General features: G+C 72.4%; 18 protein-coding genes. 10 read left to right on the top strand and 8 right to left on the bottom strand.

Going from position 1 to position 15,224, the window contains the following annotated elements:
- Positions 1–25 precede the first annotated feature (25 nt).
- Genes argB through BN2279_RS10875 form a run of 3 tightly spaced genes read left to right on the top strand, consistent with a single transcriptional unit; the run spans position 26 to position 2,779 of the window.
- Positions 26–979 carry an acetylglutamate kinase gene (gene argB, locus BN2279_RS10885; protein WP_059008494.1) on the top strand — a complete coding sequence of 318 codons (954 nt, stop codon included), beginning with the start codon at positions 26–28 and terminating at the stop codon, positions 977–979.
- The gene (locus BN2279_RS10880; protein ID WP_059008493.1) at positions 976–2,202 is read left to right on the top strand and encodes an acetylornithine transaminase; all 1,227 of its coding nucleotides are present in this window, start codon (positions 976–978) and stop codon (positions 2,200–2,202) included. The genes argB and BN2279_RS10880 overlap by 4 nt, the downstream gene beginning before the upstream one ends.
- A gap of 16 nt (positions 2,203–2,218) precedes the next feature.
- Positions 2,219–2,779 (top strand): arginine repressor, encoded by a 561-nt coding sequence (locus tag BN2279_RS10875; protein ID WP_059008492.1) that lies wholly within the window; start codon positions 2,219–2,221, stop codon positions 2,777–2,779.
- A 36-nt stretch (positions 2,780–2,815) separates the two neighbouring features.
- On the opposite strand, the gene BN2279_RS10870 is transcribed toward BN2279_RS10875, so the two are convergent.
- From BN2279_RS10870 to BN2279_RS10860, 3 genes are read right to left on the bottom strand one after another with little or no spacing between them, the layout of a single operon-like run.
- On the bottom strand, positions 2,816–3,877 hold the full coding sequence (locus BN2279_RS10870) for a polyprenyl synthetase family protein (RefSeq protein WP_059008491.1): 1,062 nt from the start codon (positions 3,875–3,877) through the stop codon (positions 2,816–2,818).
- A complete protein-coding gene (locus tag BN2279_RS10865; RefSeq protein WP_234347729.1) occupies positions 3,874–4,185 on the bottom strand; it encodes a poly(ADP-ribose) glycohydrolase domain-containing protein in 312 nt (103 codons plus the stop codon). Before BN2279_RS10865 ends, BN2279_RS10870 begins: the two co-directional genes overlap by 4 nt.
- Before the next feature lie 5 nt (positions 4,186–4,190).
- A complete protein-coding gene (locus BN2279_RS10860) occupies positions 4,191–4,793 on the bottom strand; it encodes a pyridoxamine 5'-phosphate oxidase family protein (protein WP_059008489.1) in 603 nt (200 codons plus the stop codon).
- A gap of 95 nt (positions 4,794–4,888) precedes the next feature.
- Between BN2279_RS10860 and BN2279_RS10855 the strand changes: the two genes are divergently transcribed.
- Genes BN2279_RS10855 through BN2279_RS10845 form a run of 3 tightly spaced genes read left to right on the top strand, consistent with a single transcriptional unit; the run spans position 4,889 to position 8,539 of the window.
- Entirely contained in the window at positions 4,889–6,085 is a 1,197-nt protein-coding gene (locus BN2279_RS10855; RefSeq protein WP_059008488.1) for an argininosuccinate synthase, read from the top strand.
- Positions 6,082–7,521 (top strand): argininosuccinate lyase, encoded by a 1,440-nt coding sequence (argH, locus tag BN2279_RS10850; protein WP_059008487.1) that lies wholly within the window; start codon positions 6,082–6,084, stop codon positions 7,519–7,521. The genes BN2279_RS10855 and argH overlap by 4 nt, the downstream gene beginning before the upstream one ends.
- 43 nt (positions 7,522–7,564) lie before the next feature.
- On the top strand, positions 7,565–8,539 hold the full coding sequence (locus BN2279_RS10845; RefSeq protein WP_059008486.1) for an aldo/keto reductase: 975 nt from the start codon (positions 7,565–7,567) through the stop codon (positions 8,537–8,539).
- Position 8,540: 1 nt separating this feature from the next.
- Here BN2279_RS10845 and BN2279_RS29300 read toward each other — a convergent pair whose 3' ends face one another.
- The 4 genes from BN2279_RS29300 to BN2279_RS10830 form a co-directional block, all read right to left on the bottom strand.
- Positions 8,541–8,696 (bottom strand): hypothetical protein, encoded by a 156-nt coding sequence (locus BN2279_RS29300; RefSeq protein WP_159037189.1) that lies wholly within the window; start codon positions 8,694–8,696, stop codon positions 8,541–8,543.
- 159 nt (positions 8,697–8,855) lie between these two features.
- On the bottom strand, positions 8,856–9,398 hold the full coding sequence (locus tag BN2279_RS10840) for an NUDIX hydrolase (protein WP_059008485.1): 543 nt from the start codon (positions 9,396–9,398) through the stop codon (positions 8,856–8,858).
- A 5-nt stretch (positions 9,399–9,403) separates the two neighbouring features.
- Complete coding sequence (locus tag BN2279_RS10835) at positions 9,404–10,525, bottom strand: adenosylhomocysteinase (protein WP_059008484.1); 1,122 nt, start codon at positions 10,523–10,525, stop codon at positions 9,404–9,406.
- 171 nt (positions 10,526–10,696) lie between these two features.
- Positions 10,697–11,125: a hypothetical protein gene (locus BN2279_RS10830; protein WP_059008483.1), complete on the bottom strand. Its 429-nt coding sequence runs from the start codon at positions 11,123–11,125 to the stop codon at positions 10,697–10,699.
- A 152-nt stretch (positions 11,126–11,277) separates the two neighbouring features.
- Between BN2279_RS10830 and BN2279_RS10825 the strand changes: the two genes are divergently transcribed.
- The 4 genes from BN2279_RS10825 (at position 11,278) to BN2279_RS31475 (ending at position 14,053) form a co-directional block, all read left to right on the top strand.
- A complete protein-coding gene (locus BN2279_RS10825; protein WP_059008482.1) occupies positions 11,278–12,381 on the top strand; it encodes a tetratricopeptide repeat protein in 1,104 nt (367 codons plus the stop codon).
- A gap of 14 nt (positions 12,382–12,395) precedes the next feature.
- Positions 12,396–13,064 carry a YdcF family protein gene (locus BN2279_RS10820; RefSeq protein WP_059008481.1) on the top strand — a complete coding sequence of 223 codons (669 nt, stop codon included), beginning with the start codon at positions 12,396–12,398 and terminating at the stop codon, positions 13,062–13,064.
- Complete coding sequence (locus BN2279_RS10815; protein WP_079032060.1) at positions 13,006–13,800, top strand: WbqC family protein; 795 nt, start codon at positions 13,006–13,008, stop codon at positions 13,798–13,800. The genes BN2279_RS10820 and BN2279_RS10815 overlap by 59 nt, the downstream gene beginning before the upstream one ends.
- A gap of 82 nt (positions 13,801–13,882) precedes the next feature.
- Positions 13,883–14,053 carry a helix-turn-helix domain-containing protein gene (locus BN2279_RS31475; RefSeq protein ID WP_107115531.1) on the top strand — a complete coding sequence of 57 codons (171 nt, stop codon included), beginning with the start codon at positions 13,883–13,885 and terminating at the stop codon, positions 14,051–14,053.
- Positions 14,054–14,056: 3 nt separating this feature from the next.
- Here the strand turns inward: BN2279_RS31475 and BN2279_RS10810 are convergent, their stop codons facing one another.
- On the bottom strand, positions 14,057–14,737 hold the full coding sequence (locus BN2279_RS10810; RefSeq protein WP_059008480.1) for a lysophospholipid acyltransferase family protein: 681 nt from the start codon (positions 14,735–14,737) through the stop codon (positions 14,057–14,059).
- Positions 14,738–15,224 lie beyond the last annotated feature (487 nt).

Raw genomic sequence — 15,224 nt, 5'->3', positions numbered from 1 at the left:
ACGAGCCGAGAAGCGAAAGCCGGTCATGACGGACAATCACGCATCGGGACCCGTGCCGCCCACCTCCACGTCGCCCACCCGCAGGCACACCGCCCTGCCCAAGGCGCGCATCCTCATCGAGGCCCTGCCCTGGCTGACCCGCCACCACGGGAAGACCGTCGTCATCAAGTTCGGCGGGAACGCCATGGTGGACGACGCGCTGAAGGCCGCGTTCGCCCAGGACGTCGTCTTCCTCCGCCATGCCGGGCTCCGCCCGGTCGTGGTGCACGGCGGCGGGCCGCAGATCACCGCACAGCTCGAACGCCTCGGCCTCACCTCCGAGTTCAAGGCGGGCCTGCGGGTCACCACCCCCGAGACCATGGACGTGGTCCGGATGGTGCTGGCCGGTCAGGTGCAGCGCGAACTCGTCGGCCTGCTCAACGCCCACGGCCCGTTCGCCGTCGGCATGACCGGCGAGGACGCGCACCTGATGTCGGCGACCAAGCGGTTCGCCACCGTGGACGGCGAACGTGTCGACCTCGGCCGCGTCGGCGACATCACCGGCATCGAGCCGGGCGCCGTGGAGGCGCTGCTGGACGACGGCCGCATCCCGGTCATCTCCTCCATCGCGCGCAGCGCCGACGACGGCCACGTGTACAACGTCAACGCCGACACCGCCGCCGCCGCGCTCGCCGCCGCGCTCGGCGCCGAGACGCTCATGGTGCTGACGGACGTCGAGGGCCTGTACGCCGACTGGCCGGCCAGCGACGAGGTGATCAGCCGGCTGACGGAGAGCGAGCTGGAGAAGCTGCTGCCCGACCTGGCCAGCGGCATGGTGCCGAAGATGGAGGGCTGCCTGCACGCCGTCCGCAACGGTGTGCGGACCGCCCGCGTCATCGACGGGCGGGTGCCGCACTCCATCCTGCTGGAGATCTTCACCGACGAGGGAATCGGGACGATGGTCGTCCCGGACGAGGCCGGTAAGGGAGAGCCGACATGAACGCCGACACCACCCCGACCACCGCGCCCGCCACGGGGAACGCGGCGCTGACCGCCCGCTGGCGGAACGCCCTTATGGACAACTACGGCACCCCCCGCGTCCCCCTCACCCACGGCGAGGGCGCCCGGATGTGGGACGCGGACGGCAAGGAGTACCTGGACTTCGTCGGCGGCATCGCCGTCAACTCCCTCGGCACCGGCCACCCGGCCGTGGTGCGCGCCGTCTCCGATCAGGTCGCCCTCCTGGGCCACGTCTCCAACCTCTTCGGGGCCGAGCCGCCCGTCGCCCTCGCCGAGCGGCTCCTCGCCCTGGCCGGCCGGCCGGGACGGGTCTTCCTGTGCAACTCCGGCACCGAGGCCGTCGAGGCCGCGTTCAAGATCGGCCGGCTCACCGGCCGGCGGCACATGGTCGCCACCCACGGCGGCTTCCACGGCCGCACCGTCGGCGCCCTCGCCCTGACCGGGCAGCCGAAGAAGCAGGAGGGCTTCCTGCCGCTGCCCGGCGATGTCACCCACGTCCCCTACGGCGACGCCGACGCGCTGCGCGCGGCCGTCACCACGGACACCGCGCTGGTCGTCCTGGAGCCGATCCAGGGCGAGAACGGCGTGGTCGTCCCGCCGGAGGGCTATCTCGCGGAGGCCCGGGCGATCACCCGCGCCACCGGCACGCTGCTGGTCCTGGACGAGGTGCAGACCGGCATCGGGCGGACCGGCCACTGGTTCGCCGGTCAGGCGCAGGGCGTCGAGGCCGATGTGGTGACCCTCGCCAAGGGCCTGGCGGGGGGCCTGCCGATCGGCGCGACCATGGCGTTCGGCGAGGCGGCGGAGCTGCTGACGCCCGGGGCCCACGGCTCCACCTTCGGCGGCAACCCCGTGTCGTGCGCCGCCGCGCTCGCCGTGCTGGACACCATCGAGTCCGAGGACCTGCTCCAGCGGGTCAAGGAGGCGGGCGAGCGGCTGCGGGACGGGATCTGGCGGCTGGGCCACCCACTCGTCGACCGGGTCAGGGGCGCCGGGCTACTGCTCGGTATCGTGCTCACCGAGCCCCTGGCGCCGCGCGTGCAGCAGGCGGCTCAGGACGCCGGACTGCTGGTGAACGCCGTCGCCCCCGACGTGGTGCGGCTGGCCCCGCCGCTGATCGTGGGCGACGAGGAGGTGGACGCCTTCCTCGCGGCACTCCCCGGCGTTCTCGACACCGTGGACACGTCGGCCGGAGAACGATGACCAACGGGGAGAGAGCATGACGGACGAGCGGCACCCGGCCGGGAACGGCCCGGCCGTGCCCCAGACGCGGACGGCCCGGCACCGCCGGATCGTCGAGATCCTGAACAGACAGCCGGTGCGGTCCCAGAGCCAGTTGGCGAAGCTGCTCGCCGACGACGGGCTGAACGTCACGCAGGCGACGCTCAGCCGCGACCTCGACGAGCTGGGCGCGGTCAAGATCCGCAACACCGGGGGCGAGCTGATCTACGCCGTCCCCAGCGAGGGCGGGTTCCGCACCCCCCGGGTGCCGCTGGGCGAGTCCGCCAAGGAGGAGCGGATGGCCCGGCTGGCGGGGGAGCTGCTGATCTCGGCGGAGGCGTCGGCGAACCTGGTGGTCCTGCGCACCCCGCCGGGGGCCGCCCAGTTCCTCGCCTCCGCCATCGACCAGGCGGAGGTGCACGACATCCTGGGCACCATCGCCGGCGACGACACCCTGCTGCTGATCAGCAGGGACCCGAGCGGGGGCCAGTCCCTGGCGGACCATCTGCTGCGCCTGGCCCAGAAGGGGAAGGAGCACCCGGAGGACGACGAGGACTGAGCCGCCCGGGCGGACCGGCCGCGCCCGGGCGGTCTCTCAGCGGTCGCGCCGCGAGGCGTGCCGGGCGAGCGCGGCCAGCGTTCCGGCGGCGGGGTCCGCGATGTCCGCGACCCGCAGGCAGTCCAGGGCCAGCCGCACCTGCTCGTCGGCCGTCTCCTCGGCCCAGGCCCGGCCACCGGCCCGTTCCACGAGCGAGGCGAGCCGGGACGTCGCGGCCGGGTCCGACGCGGCGGCGTCCGGGGCGGGCGGCCGGGCGTACAGCTCGGCCAGCTCGCGCCCGGCGTCGGTGCCGGAGTCCAAGGCGGCGACCACCGGCAGGGACTTCTTGCGGGCCGTCAGGTCGGCCCCGGCCGGTTTGCCGGTGACCGCCGGATCGCCCCATATGCCGAGGAGGTCGTCGGCGAGCTGGAACGCGATGCCCAGGTGGGTGCCGAACCGCCGCAGCGCGTCCGTCCGGTCGGGGGAGCCGCCGCCCCACAGGGACCCCAGCGCGCACGAACAGGCCAGCAGCTCGGCCGTCTTGCGCTCCGCCATGCCCAGGCACTCGGCGAGGGAGACGTGGTCGCGCTCCTCGAAGCTGAGATCGGCGTACTCGCCCTCGATGAGCTGGGTGGTGGCGTCGCCCAGCCACCGGACGCCGGTGACCGTGCCGGCCGCCGTGGCCTCCTCGGTCAGCACCCGGGCCGCGTGGATGAGCAGCGCGTCGCCCGCCAGGAGCGCGCTGGAGGAGCCGAACACCGTCCAGGCGGTGGCGCGGTGACGCCGTGTCGCGTCGCCGTCGAGGATGTCGTCGTGGAGCAGCGAGAAGTTGTGCACCAGCTCCACGGCGACGGCCGGGGCGAGGGCGCTCTCGGCCGGCGCTCCCACCGCCTCGGCGCTAAGGAAGACGAGGGCGGGCCGCAGCGCCTTGCCGGCGGGCGCGTTGTCGGGCCGGCCGGCGCTGTCCGTCCAGCCGAAGTGGTACGAGGCGACCCGCGCGATCGGCTCGGGCAGGCGCCGTACCCAGTCGCGCAGCGCCGGGTCGAGCAGCGCGCGGGCCCGGCGCAGCGCCTCCCGCGCGGTGCGCTGCTCGGCGGCGGTGTCGGGGAGCGTGGTCATGCCGTCGCCCCCGGTCCGCCGGACCCCCGCCCGGCTGTCGGCGGGGGGCCGCCGCCCCGGGCCAGCCGCCGCGCGGCGGTCAGGCTGTCCTCGCCGGTCACCTCGACCGCCGTGCGCGCCTCGCCCCCGGCCGGCACCCCCGGCACCGGCTCCGGCCCGAACAGCGCGGGCCCGGCCGCGGCGCGCGCCACCGCCGCGCCGATCTCCACCCGGCCGCCGCCGGGCACCGTGTACTCCCCGGCGGCGACGATCCGTTCGTTCTCCGCCGCGGCCTCGCGCAGCCCCGGCCGCTCCCACGCGCTCCGCACGGCCGTCACACCCCCGTCGCGGCGGGCGGGGTCGGCGGCAGCGGCAGGGGCAGGCCCGGCAGGCCGTCGACGCTGGTCCCGTTGTGCGAGCGCGAGCGGAAGTACGTGTCCAGCGTCTCGTCCGTCTCGCGCGCGAAGCGCCTGGCGTGCAGCGGGCGGTCGGCCTCGTACGTCATGAACGGCACGGCGAACCCGCAGGAGTCGCGGATGTGCTCGGCGGTCACCACGATGATCGCCCGCAGCCCGTGGTCGGCCGGGTCGATGCCGGCGAACCGGGCCAGCAGACCCGGCCAGCGCGGGTCGTCCCGGAAGACCGGCTCGCCGCGCCCGTGCACGCGCACGATGGTCGGCGGCCCGGAGAACGCGCACCACATGAGCGTGATGCGGCCGTTCTCCCGGAGGTGGGCGATGGTCTCGGCGTGGCTGCCGGCGAAGTCGAGATAGGCGAGGGTGCGGTCGTCCAGGATCGCGAGCGACCCGGTCAGGCCCTTGGGGGAGAGGTTGACCGTGCCGTCGCCCGCGAGGGGGGCGGTGGCGGTGAAGAAGAGGGGCTGCTCCTCGATGAACGTCCTCAGCCTGCCGTCTATGCGCTCATAATCCTTGCCCATGGCACGCAGTATCCCAGTGCGCGCCACCGGATTGACGAAACATGCGGAGCCCTGCATACTTATTCTAGTCAGTGCATGGATTCTAAGGAGACACCGTGACCCAGCGCGTCGTACTCGCCTACTCCGGCGGCCTGGACACCTCTGTCTGCATCGGCTGGATCGCCGAGGCGACCGGGGCGGAGGTCGTCGCCGTCGCCGTCGATGTCGGCCAGGGCGGCGAGAGCATGGACGTCATCCGGAAGCGCGCACTGGCCTGCGGCGCGGTCGAGTCCGAGGTCGTCGACGCCCGGGACGAGTTCGCCGAGGAGTACTGCCTGCCGGCGGTCAAGGCGAACGCGCTCTACATGGACCGGTACCCGCTGGTGTCCGCCCTCTCCCGGCCGGTGATCGTCAAGCACCTGGCCGCCACCGCCCGCAAGCACGGCGCGGACACCGTCGCCCACGGCTGCACCGGCAAGGGCAACGACCAGGTGCGGTTCGAGGCCGGCATCGCCTCCCTCGCCCCCGACCTCAAGTGCGTCGCCCCCGTCCGGGACTACGCGATGACCCGGGACAAGGCCATCGCGTTCGCCGAGACCAAGGGCCTGCCGATCGCCACCACCAAGAAGTCGCCGTACTCCATCGACGCCAACGTCTTCGGCCGCGCCGTCGAGACCGGCTTCCTGGAGGACATCTGGAACGCGCCGATCGAGGACATCTACGAGTACACGCAGAGCCCCTCGACCCCCCGCGACCCCGACGAGGTCGTCATCACCTTCCGGCAGGGCGTCCCGGTGGCCATCGACGGCCGGGCCGTCACCATGCTCCAGGCGATCCAGGAGCTGAACGAGCGGGCCGGCGCCCACGGCGTGGGCCGCATCGACATGGTCGAGGACCGGCTCGTGGGCATCAAGTCCCGCGAGGTGTACGAGTCGCCCGGCGCCATCGCGCTGATCACCGCCCACCAGGAGCTGGAGAGCGTCACGGTCGAGCGCGAACTCGCCCGGTACAAGCGGCAGGTCGAGCAGCGCTGGGCCGAGCTGGTCTACGACGGCCTGTGGTTCTCCCCGCTCAAGCGCGCCCTGGACGGCTTCGTCGAGGAGGCGAACCAGCACGTCAGCGGCGACATCCGGATGACCCTGCACGGCGGCCGGGCCGTCGTCACCGGCCGGCGGTCCGAGCAGTCGCTGTACGACTTCAGCCTCGCGACCTACGACACGGGCGACACGTTCGACCAGTCCGCGTCCAAGGGCTTCATCGACATCTTCGCCATGTCCAGCAAGATCGCCGCCCGGCGGGACCTCGCCCAGTGAGCCACGACAGCCACGGCGCCCCGGACGTGCGGCTGTGGGGCGGCCGGTTCGCGCACGGACCGGCCGAGGCCCTGGAGCGGCTCAGCGCCTCCGTCCACTTCGACTGGCGGCTCGCGCCGTACGACATCGCCGGCTCCCGCGCCCACGCCCGCGTCCTGCACCGGGCCGGGCTGCTCACCGAGGACGAGCTGAGCCGGATGCTGGACGGGCTCGACCGGCTCGCGGCCGACGTCGCGGACGGCTCGTTCACCGGCACCGTCGCCGACGAGGACGTGCACACCGCGCTCGAACGCGGCCTGCTGGAGCGGCTCGGCCCCGAGCTGGGCGGCAAGCTGCGGGCCGGCCGGTCGCGGAACGACCAGGTCGCCACCCTGTTCCGGATGTACCTGCGGGACCACGCGCGGATCCTCGCCGGGCTGATCGCCGACCTCCAGGAGGCGCTGATCGCCCTGGCCGACGCCCACCCCGGCGTCGCCATGCCGGGCCGGACCCACTTCCAGCACGCGCAGCCGGTGCTCTTCGCCCACCACGTCCTGGCCCACGTCCAGGCCCTGGCCCGGGACGCGGAGCGGCTGCGGCAGTGGGACGCCCGCACCGCCGTCTCGCCGTACGGCTCCGGCGCGCTGGCCGGCTCCTCGCTCGGCCTGGACCCGGAGGCGGTCGCGGCGGACCTCGGCTTCGAGGGCGGCTCGGTGGCCAACTCCATCGACGGCACCGCCGCCCGGGACTTCGCCGCCGAGTTCGCCTTCGTCACGGCGATGATCGGCGTGGACGTCTCGCGGATCGCGGAGGAGATCATCGTCTGGAACACGAAGGAGTTCTCCTTCGTGACCCTGCACGACTCCTTCTCCACCGGCAGCTCGATCATGCCGCAGAAGAAGAACCCGGACATCGCGGAGCTGGCCCGGGGCAAGTCCGGCCGGCTCATCGGCAACCTGACGGGCCTCATGGCCACGCTCAAGGCCCTGCCGCTGGCCTACAACCGCGACCTCCAGGAGGACAAGGAGCCGGTCTTCGACTCCTGCGACCAACTGGAGGTGCTGCTCCCGGCGTTCACCGGCATGCTGGCCACCCTCACGGTCAACGCCGAGCGGATGGCGGAGCTGGCCCCGGCCGGGTTCTCCCTCGCCACCGACATCGCGGAGTGGCTGGTCCGGCGCGGCGTGCCGTTCCGGGTGGCGCACGAGGTCGCCGGCGAGTGCGTGAAGGTCTGCGAGGCGGAGGGCATCGAGCTGGACCAGCTCACCGACGAGCAGTTCGCGAAGATCTCCCCGCACCTCACGCCCGAGGTGCGCGAGGTGCTCACCGTCGAGGGCTCCCTCGCCGCCCGCGCCGCGCGCGGCGGCCCCGCGCCCGCCGCGGTCGCCGTCCAGCTCACCGAGGCGAAGGCCGGCCTGGCCCGCCAGCGCGCCTGGGTGGCCGGCGAGACCGCCTGACGCACCCCGTACGACCCGCACGACCCCGCACGGAAGGTCCCGCATGGCGTTCTCCCGCTTCGACCCCGAGGCCACCCCCGCCGCCCGCGTCGGGCTCGGACTCGCCGCCGTCGGCCGGCCCGGGTACATCAACCTGGGGCGGGAGCGCGACCTCCCCGCCGACCGCACCCGGGAGGCGCTGCGGGACCGGACGCACCAGCTCCTCGACGCCGCGCACGCGCACGGCGTGCGCTACGTGGACGCGGCCCGCTCGTACGGGCGGGCCGAGGAGTTCCTCGGCGGCTGGCTCGCCACCCGGCCGGACACCGCCGGGGAGGTCGTCGTCGGCAGCAAGTGGGGCTACACCTACACCGCCGACTGGCGCGCCGACGCGGGGACGCACGAGGTCAAGGACCACTCGGCCGCCACGTTCGACCGCCAGTACGCCGAGACCCGCGCCCTGCTCGGCGACCACCTCGACCTCTACCAGATCCACTCCGTCACCCCGGAGAGCCCCGCCCTCACCGACCCGGAGGTGATCGGCCGCCTGTCCCGGCTGGCCGCCTCCGGCGTGACCGTCGGGCTGTCCACCAGCGGCCCCGCGCAGGCCGACGCCATCCGCGCCGCCCTGGAGATCACGGTGGACGGCCGCCCGCTGTTCGGCACGGTCCAGTCCACGTTCAACGTGCTGGAGACCTCGGCGGGCCCCGCCCTGGCCGAGGCGCACGAGGCCGGGCTCACCGTGATCGTCAAGGAGGGCATGGCCAACGGCCGCCTGGCCGGTGACGCCGCCCCACCCGCGCTGCGCCGCGTCGCGGAGGAGACGGGCACCGGCCCGGACGCCGTCGCCCTGGCCGCCGTGCTGGCCCACCCCTGGTGCGGCATCGCCCTCTCCGGCGCCGCCACCCTCGACCAGCTCACCGCCAACCTGACAGCGGCCACCCTCCACCTGTCCACCCCCCAACGCGCCACCCTGGCCACCCTCGCGGAACCCCCCACGACGTACTGGCACCACCGCGCCACCCTCCCCTGGCACTGAGTCAGGTGTGGGCGAGCTGCCACGCGCGGGCCCGCTCGTCCAGATCCGCCGCTTCCCGGGCCCCGCGCCGCCGCAATGGCCCCAGCGTCCGCCGCACCCCCGCGACGGACTCGGCGGCACGGGCGGACCGGACGCCCTCCAGCAGTTGTCGGCGCACTTCCTCGTCAAGCGCATGGTCACCTCACGATTCGTAACGGAGCGGGGGGAAGATGCCACGTCGCAGCGCCCGGCCCCGGCGGCTGAGGTCAGTGGTCGCCGGAGCTTCGTGCCGGGAATCCTTGCGCAGCCGCCGTCCAGGCCGACTATTTCCCGGTGCTCAACGGATGGCCTCTGTGATCCGCTGCCGCAACTGAGAATCGGACAGCGCTTCGAGGTGGCGCCAAGTGGCGCCGGAGACCTCTTCGGTCTGGAGCTCGCCGATGTCGGCGGTGGTACGGAAGAGGAAGCGGAAGTCGAAGTGCTGGTGGGCGGGCTCGTCCTTGGCGGGATTGGCGTCGATGGGATGGATGTCGATGTGGAGGGGAACCTGGCTGTGCGGGGTGATGACGAGGGGCGGGATACCGGTCTCCTCGGTGAGCTCTCGGCCGGCGGCCTGGAGAAGCGTGCCGTCGGAGGCTTCGAGGTGGCCGCCGGGCAGCAGCCACTTTCCGGTGGCGTTGTGGAGAATGTGCAGGACGTGGCTGTCGGGGCGGACGAGGATCGCTCCGGCGGTGACGTGGCCGGGGCAGGTCTTACGGCTGGTGAGGTCGTCGCCGTCGTCCAGAAGCCCGAGGACGATGCCGAGTTCGGTCTTGGCCTCGGGGTGCCGGTCAAGGTAGTCGGCGAGGGTGGTGCGGATGTGGTCTGCCGTGATGGCCATAGTGATCACCTATTGAAGTAGTTGAGCCAGGTCGCCGCGATGGCGGCGCGGTCGGTCGCGGGGACCTCGTGGATGCCGGGAGCGAGGTCTTCGCGGGTGAGCATCCTGATCGCGGCCAGGATCTCGGCCTGAACCAGGAAGATGAACGGCCCAACGCTGGCGCCGTGAATAAAGTTGACGGCGTTGCCGCCGTTCGCCAGATAGAAGTAGTGGCCCGTGGTCTGGTAGCGGGTGACGTGGTCGCCGACCTGCGTGCGGGTGTAGACGTCGGGGAGTCCGGCCAGGTCGAGTTCGTCCTCGCTGCTGGTGACGGTGGCGATGTAGGTGCCATTGCGGAGATGGGAGAAGTCCTCTCCCCGCAGGGAGACCGCTCCGGTCGCGCAGAGGACCAGGCCGGCGCCAGCCAGGGCGGCCTCGCGGTCACGGGCGACGGTGAACCCGTGGGAGAGGGCCTGAATGCGGCGGACGGGGTCGATGTCGAAGACGGTGACCTGGACGCCCTTGGCGTGCAGGAGCCGGGCGATCGAGGAGCCGAGCTTGCCGAATCCGATCACCAGGGCGGGCCGTCCGTGGAGGATGTCGCCGCGGTCGCGCATGACGGCCTCGGTGGAGAAGACGACGGACTGGCCGACGAGGAAGTCCTCGGGGTCCTTCAGCGGGGACCGGGCGACGGAGATGACGGGGCAGGGTAGTTTGTCGAGGTCTTCATAGCGGCGGTGGCCGTTCTCGGTGTCCTCGATCACCCCACTGAGCCGGCCAGTGAAACGGCTGTGGACCTCGGCGAGGCTCGGGGCGAAGTAGCCGCCGACATCCAGCAGGCAGGCCGTCTCCCCTGCGGCCCGGGACTCGAGGTAGTCCAGGGCGGTGCCGTCGTCGGTGAACATCTCGCGGGTGAGAGTGTCGACCGGAACGGTCTGCTCGACCGCACGCTTCGCGGCCGGGTGGACGGACTTGGGCTTGGGCAGCACTGCGGCCAGCCGGGTCATCGCGGCGACCGCGCGGACGAACGCGGGACGTTCGGCCAGCAGGTGCGTGATCAGGAACGACGCAGTCTGCCCACCCGGGGCGAACTGGGTGGCGATCCGGGCGAAGTAGGCGTCAAGTCTGGCACGTTCGAAGGTTTCCATTGCAGTTCCCTCTCATCCGTTCCGTCCGGGGGCCATGTGAGGAGATCTGAGGTCAGCGGATGGGGGCGCATCCGAGCAGCAGCCGGTCGGCCGTGAGCGCGGCATCCGCCTGGCGGACTGACTCGGGCCGGGTCTCGAAGAACCGCCGGGTCGTCCTGGTCATCACGGTCCTCATGACTCGGCGCCCATGACGCGGATGGTGCCGGGATGGCGGCGCCGTCCGGGGCCGTTGCTGGAGACGGAGCGGTGGGCGGTGCGGGGCTTGCGGACCAGCAGCAGCCGCGAGCCGGCCGCCTCGATCCGGCGCCCGCGTTCAGCGGCTATGGCCTTCGGCCCCAGATGCGACTCGGCCGGGGCGATCACGCCATAGACGTCCGGTAGTGCGAGCACGTCCAGCAGCCCGCTGAAGGCCGCCGAAGCCGGACCTGCGGACGCGTCGCGGTCGGTGAAGACGCCGGAGAGCTCCAACTCATGGCTGCGGCAGTACTCGGCGAGCGAGGCGACCAGCGCGTCCTGCCGCGCCCGGGAGACCCGCAACAGCCGCAGAAAGCCGTAAACGACCGGGCCGCTGACCGGGCGATGCTCCGTGAGAGGTTCCATGATCTGGACCGTCCAAAGGCTCGAAAGTGGTGACATCCTGAGCGTGGCGTCCGGCCGACTCGCGGCCAACCACCTGCCGTTCTACTTCTGATCCACCTCCGTCCTGCCGACTGGACGGATCTGCTTCGATGACCGGTGGAAGGGAGTGATGCGTGGCGACCGTGCACCAGTGGACCGGCCTTGAGGCCAGGGCCCTGCGTCTCGCCCTGCGACTGAGCGTGCGGGCCTTCGCCCAGCAGCTCGGCCTGGCGGTTGCGACCGTGTCCAAGTGGGAGGCCAAGCTCGCCGACACCGAGCCGAGACCCGACACCCAGGCCATCCTCGACACCGCTCTCGGCCGCGCGGACGCCGTCGTCCATCAGCGGTTCGAAACGCTCCTCTCCGAGATGACCAGCCCGGTGCAGAGCGCCGGTGGGCGCCGTGTCACCGCCTCCGGGCCGAGAGCCTGGGAGTACGAGTCCTGGGCCGACGACCTCGACCGCGTCCTGGTCGCCCTGTCCCGGCAGGACTTCGCCTTCGCCCACAGCCTCCTCACCCGGTGGCTGGGCCGGTCCAAGGCTTCCGAGCTGGACGAAAAGGGCCTGTATCTCCTCGCCCGCTCGACCGCCCTGCTCGGCGACCTGGAGCGCGACCAGGGCGTCGTCCTCGGCCCGCTGTCCGCCCAGCATTCCTATGCAGGCGCTCGCGCGGTGTTCACCCAGCTCGACATCCCCCGCCGCGTCGCCCAGCTCGACCTCTCCCTGGCCGTGGTCACCGAGATGTCCGGCAAGCTGGAGATCGCCGCCCGCAGCTACGAGACCCTCGCCGTCGACGACCGGCTTTCCCGCCGCGACCGGGCACGCGCGAGATTGTGGGTGGGGACCGCGCTGAGCAAGGACGGCCAGCACGACTATGCGACCCGCGTCATACAGGCGGCGATCCGCGACTTCGAAGACCTCACCGAACCGGACGACTGGTCGGTGGCGCACCAGAAACTCGCCCTCGCCCGCCGCGGCGCTGGCGATCTCACTCAGGCCCTGCACTTCATCGACATCGCCCGCAGCAGCGGTAGCACGGACTCACCGATGCAGCGCGTGCGACTGGACACCGCTCATGGCCACATCCTGCTCTCCGACACGGCGACCCGGGATGATGGCCACCTCGTCCTCGACCAAGCCGCCAAGGTGGCCTCGCAGTACGGACTCGTGCACCAGCTGCGCAGTATCGAGGGCATCGAGGCCATGCGTGAGGGGCCGACCGGGCCCCGACAACGGTGAACAGGGAGAAACGCGTGAGCAACGACCAGCAGGGCATCACCGAGGACCAGTGGTGGCAGGCCAAGCTGATCTGGGATTACCACCAGATGCGGCACGAACTGCGGCCCGTCAACGTGGCGATCGGGCTGGGCAGCCACGACCTCGGCGTCGCCGCCCACTCCGCCGAGCTGTATCGCGCCGGGCTCTTCCCGACGCTGGTGTTCACCGGCGGCAACAGTCCCACCACCGAGGCTCGCTTCCCGCGCGGGGAGGCCGTCCACTACCGCGAGTACGCCATCGAACTCGGCGTGCCGGCCGAGGCGATCCTGCTGGAACCGAACGCGTCCAACACCGGGCAGAACATCACGCTGGCCCGCGAGGTTCTCGCCGCCGCCGGCATCCACCCGACCACGGCGCTGCTGGTCTCCAAGCCCTACATGGAAAGGCGGTCGTTCGCGACCGCCCGCAAGCTGTGGCCCGACGTCGAGATCCTCTGTGCGTCGGAACCGCTGGAGTTCGACGACTACCTGAAGTCCATCGGCGACGAAAAGCTCGTCCTGGACATGCTCGTCGGCGACCTCCAGCGGGTCATCGAGTATCCGAAGCTCGGATTCGCCATCGAGCAGGAGGTTCCGGAGGACGTGCATGCCGCGTACGAAGCCCTCATCCGCGACGGCTTCACCAGCCGCCTCATCGCCTCGTGAGCTGCCCGAACCGGGCGGACTGTGCTCCATCCACCAGCCCAACGTGTTCCCGAGACTGACGACGCTGGCCAAGCTGTTCGCGGCGGACTACTGGATCGTCCTGGACGACGTGCAGTTCACCCGCCGTGACTACCAGCACCGAGCCCGGCTCGCGGACCTCGGCGACCCGGCCCGCCAGCAGTGGCTCACCATCCCCACCCGCCTCCCCGGCGGGAGATCCACCCTCCTCCGGGACGCGTTGATCGACAACCCGGTTCTGGCCCGCCGCAGGACCGCCGGGATGGTGCGGCAGCACTATGGCGCCAGCCCCCACTGGCCCGCCCTACCCGAGGTCCTGGAACCCGTGCTGGACGCATTCGCCACCGGGCGGACCGCAGTCGTCGCCCAGACGTCCACCCGCGTCCTGCTGGACCTGATCGGCTGGCAGGGCCAGATCCTCACCAGCAGCCGCCTGACCGCTCGGCCGGGCCGGTCCGTCCGCCTCGCCGATCTGGCCGCCGCGACCGGCGCTCGGACGTATCTGTGCGGGACCGGCGGCATCACCTACCTCGACCCCGAGCCGTTCGCCGCCCAGAACATCGCCGTTGCGCCGTTCCGGCCGCCGACCACCGGCATCTGGGCCTCGGGCCGCCGCCTCAGTGCCCTGTGGGCCCTGGCAGCACTCGGGCCGGACGCCGTGGCCGCCCGTCTTCGGGCTCTCGCCACCGACCACTGCCGTCTGCGGACGGCAGCCTGAGCGAGCCGTCCCCACTCCTTGAGCAGGGCGCGGGAAACCGCCGGTCGCGGCCCGGCCCCGGCCGGTTCATCCGCCGGTCGGGCTGCCGCGCTACCCGAAGAACAAACGGCTGTCCCCCGGGGAACGGGCCGCGCTCGCGGAACGGGCCCGCGCGGCGCTGGAGCAGGGGCACACCCGTGCCCAGATCGCCCGGGCCACCGGCCGCTCCTACCCGACGATCCAGCGCCTGCTCAGGCGCACCGCCCGGCCGTGACCGTCAGGCGGCCTTCACCTTGGTCGCGTACATGTCCACGTACTCCTGGCCGGACAGGCGCATCACCTCGGCCATGACCTCGTCGGTCACGGCCCGCAGCACGTAGCGGTCGCGGTCCATGCCCTCGTACCGCGAGAAGTCCAGGGGCTCGCCGAAGCGGACCGTGATCCGCCGGCCGGGCCCCACCCGGGGCAGGCCACGGCCGCCCGGCTGGACCTGGTCGGTGCCGATCATCGCGAACGGCACCACCGGCGCGCCGGTCATGAGCGTCAGGCGCGCGATGCCGGTGCGGCCCCGGTACAGGCGCCCGTCGGGTGACCGCGTGCCCTCGGGGTAGATCCCGAAGACCTTGCCCTCCTCCAGCACCCGCCGCCCGGTCATCAGCGCCGCGACGCCGCCGTGGCCGCCGTCCCGGTCCACCGGGATCATGCCGACGGCGGTGAAGAACCACGCCATGAGCCGGCCCTTGAGGCTGCGGCCCCGGACGTACTCGTCCTTGCCGATGAAGAACACCTGCCGCTCCATGACCAGGGGCAGGATGATCGAGTCGATGAACGTGAGGTGGTTGCCGGCCAGGATGACCGGCCCGTCGGCGGGAACGCTCTCGCCTCCCTCGACCCGCGGGCGGAAGAAGAGCTTCAGCAGAGGGCCGAGCAGCACCTTCAGCAGCACGAATCGGGACAACTTCCCCTCCGGTCGGTCATGGGCATGGGTGTGCCCGTATCTCCAGTGACGATACTCGTCTCTTCCTTCGCGTCGCGCGGGGGGTTCACACCACGGATACTCGGTTTTGACGCGGCTTTCTCATGCGTTTCCCCGCCCGTCCCGGTGCGTACAGGGCCGCCGACCATGATCGGGGCGCGACCGGCAGGCCCGCGGGGACCACGCGGGCCGGAGCGACGAGCCCTACGGAGTGGACCATGGCAGCTCGACAGACGGCAGGCGGGGACACCGCACGACCCGGCAGACGGGCCGTGCTCGGCGTGGCGGTGGCGGGCACCCGAACCGCCGCGCCCCCTCGCGCCCCCCCCCCCCCCCCAGGGCCCCCCCCCGCCCCCCCCCGGCGGCTCCCCCCCCACCCGCCCCAGCCCCCCGCCACTCTCCCCACCGGGCTCACCCGCTCCCACCCCCCACCCCCCCCCGCCCCCACCCCCCCCTCCCCCCCACCCCG

The sequence above is a fragment of the Streptomyces specialis genome (assembly GCF_001493375.1).
Classification (GTDB): Bacteria; Actinomycetota; Actinomycetes; order Streptomycetales; family Streptomycetaceae; genus Streptomyces; species Streptomyces specialis.
This window is presented reverse-complemented; position numbering and strand designations above follow the sequence as displayed.

Excerpts from the sequence above, each read along its gene's own strand:
- BN2279_RS10840 (WP_059008485.1), bottom strand. The coding sequence starts at position 9,398 with ATGGCCATCACGGCAGACCACATCCGCACCACCCTCGCCGACTACCTT.
- BN2279_RS10835 (WP_059008484.1), bottom strand. The coding sequence starts at position 10,525 with ATGGAAACCTTCGAACGTGCCAGACTTGACGCCTACTTCGCCCGGATC.
- BN2279_RS10870 (WP_059008491.1), bottom strand. The coding sequence starts at position 3,877 with ATGACCACGCTCCCCGACACCGCCGCCGAGCAGCGCACCGCGCGGGAG.
- BN2279_RS10845 (WP_059008486.1), top strand. The coding sequence starts at position 7,565 with ATGGCGTTCTCCCGCTTCGACCCCGAGGCCACCCCCGCCGCCCGCGTC.
- BN2279_RS10860 (WP_059008489.1), bottom strand. The coding sequence starts at position 4,793 with ATGGGCAAGGATTATGAGCGCATAGACGGCAGGCTGAGGACGTTCATC.
- argB (WP_059008494.1), top strand. The coding sequence starts at position 26 with ATGACGGACAATCACGCATCGGGACCCGTGCCGCCCACCTCCACGTCG.
- BN2279_RS10875 (WP_059008492.1), top strand. The coding sequence starts at position 2,219 with ATGACGGACGAGCGGCACCCGGCCGGGAACGGCCCGGCCGTGCCCCAG.
- BN2279_RS10880 (WP_059008493.1), top strand. The coding sequence starts at position 976 with ATGAACGCCGACACCACCCCGACCACCGCGCCCGCCACGGGGAACGCG.
- BN2279_RS10815 (WP_079032060.1), top strand. The coding sequence starts at position 13,006 with ATGCCGCGTACGAAGCCCTCATCCGCGACGGCTTCACCAGCCGCCTCA.
- BN2279_RS10830 (WP_059008483.1), bottom strand. The coding sequence starts at position 11,125 with ATGGAACCTCTCACGGAGCATCGCCCGGTCAGCGGCCCGGTCGTTTAC.